A 1,755-nucleotide genomic window follows, 5' to 3' on the forward strand; every position below is an offset into this window, starting at 1 on the left:
ATCAAAGAGCAGGATCCTAGAAGTTCCTCTTTATTCTTCCTGCAAATCTGCTGGTATGTCCGATACTGTTCTGCTGTCAAAATACGATGCCGGATCTGCCTGGCTACGCCTGCCCCCATGATACCCAGGCAGTTGACCTGGTGGGCGATAATGGCAGCATCAGAACGAAGCAGATCCCCTTTCCTTTCTTTGATCATAGATTTTCCTCCATTTGTTTTTAAAGATATTCATAGGTTACATTTTGGCTCTGGCACCATTCCTCCACCAGATTCAGGTTTAGCGGGCTGTGCGCCGGGTGACGGGAGATCCAAACCGAAGGTTTAGGGCTGTGATACCATAAATCTTCCGGAGCCGGCCCTTGCGTATCCTCGAACAGAAGGACAGCAGGACGTTCCAGAAAATCTCGCTGCCGCCAAGGGGACTCTTCCTTCTCCTGGTAACGGAACCGGTAGCCGAGTTGGCACTGACTGTATTTGCAGCGTTGGAGCTGAACCTGGATACAGGGATGAATGGAAATTCCGCTGTTATCCATATAGGCCAGATAACCGGACTTGGACCGGCTGACCTGCTCATAAGGGATATAATCATGATTTTGGACGGGCAACATGGCGCTTTCTTTCTGAAATGATATTTGAGGAAAGCCAAACGTATCACAGAAATAGAAGCGGCTTTCTGCCGGCGAGTCCTGTATTTCCAGAATGTCAGAGACTGACATGGAATGTCCGGTGAAACCTATCTTTTCCAGATAGCAGGTATCCGCTTCATCCTTGCGGTTAAAAATCCGGTAGATTTCTTCCAGCGTGGTGACTTCAGTCTCTCCGCAGAATACGGATTCATAAATTTCTGCAGGCGGTGATGGATACCCGGCTTTTTGAAAATAGGAAAGGGGCATAAACATCAGCCGGTCCTGATCCAATTCCGGGATGATCTGATAGATCGTTATTTTCATAAGACATCGTCCTCCTTTGCCAAAGAAGGACCTCCCTGGTTGGAAGATCCTTCGTAATCATTATGGTTATTCGTTACACAATTCTTTTTCATAGTTCAGGAGCTGCTCCCAGGTCAGCCATTCCGGTTTCCCGTCTGAAGGTAACCCCTCCCATAACTCTTTCATGCGATTAATGTGCTGTTGTGGATTGCTCTCAGATAAGATGGTAACACTTCGGTTCCCGTAACCGAGAAAATATTCACAGTCACTCTGCATCCGGCTTAGCATCATATACTGGAACTCATACGGGTTTCTTCGGAACGGTTCTGACTCAAAGGTATATTCCTGCTGGATGTGAGATACTGGCTCCCCATCCAGGTCATTCCTTGTAGTAGAATACAAGTCCGGGGGTTCGGATTTCCCCAGGTTAAGGTCTTTCCAGAACCGTCCGTACTGATCCTCATAAGTTGGACAAGAAAAATCATCTATGCCGATGAATTTCAGCGTCAAGACCGTCTGTTTCTTTTCTTCCATGCTTCATTCACCTCGTTATGCAATCTCATTTTCCATTCCCATGCTCCATTTCAGCTTTTCACGCACGTCCATCAGGATAAGCCCTAACTGGTTTTCCCCATGGCCGTTGACCTTGCCCCAGAAGTAATCGCCCCAGGTATTGCCTTCCTCAAGAACACTGTTTCCTGTGGCAATCAGGGCATCCCGCAGCTTTGGGTTCTGCATGAATTTACACATACAGATTTCATACATCAGGGAAATCTTTACCTTATCCCAGTCCGGGCGCAGCGTGAGGTTCTTTCCACGCTTTTTGG

Annotated in this window: 3 protein-coding genes and 1 pseudogene; all 4 read right to left on the reverse strand. The window is 47.5% G+C overall.

Annotation, left to right across the window (positions count from 1 at the left end; all coding sequences use genetic code 11):
- Nucleotides 1-197 (reverse strand): annotated as a pseudogene (locus B5E53_RS18515) (hypothetical protein); the annotation flags it as partial.
- A 20-nt stretch (nucleotides 198-217) separates the two neighbouring features.
- Nucleotides 218-949 carry a YodL domain-containing protein gene (locus B5E53_RS18520; RefSeq protein ID WP_087282371.1) on the reverse strand — a complete coding sequence of 244 codons (732 nt, stop codon included), beginning with the start codon at nucleotides 947-949 and terminating at the stop codon, nucleotides 218-220.
- A 66-nt stretch (nucleotides 950-1,015) separates the two neighbouring features.
- Nucleotides 1,016-1,462 carry an LPD11 domain-containing protein gene (locus B5E53_RS18525; protein ID WP_087282370.1) on the reverse strand — a complete coding sequence of 149 codons (447 nt, stop codon included), beginning with the start codon at nucleotides 1,460-1,462 and terminating at the stop codon, nucleotides 1,016-1,018.
- 15 nt (nucleotides 1,463-1,477) lie between these two features.
- Nucleotides 1,478-1,755, reverse strand: a 278-nt coding sequence (locus tag B5E53_RS18530) for an NADAR family protein (protein ID WP_140401541.1), incomplete at its 5' end; no start/stop codon positions are given.

The sequence above is a fragment of the Eubacterium sp. An11 genome (assembly GCF_002161065.1).
GTDB classification, from domain to species: domain Bacteria; phylum Bacillota; class Clostridia; order Lachnospirales; family Lachnospiraceae; genus Anaerobutyricum; species Anaerobutyricum faecale.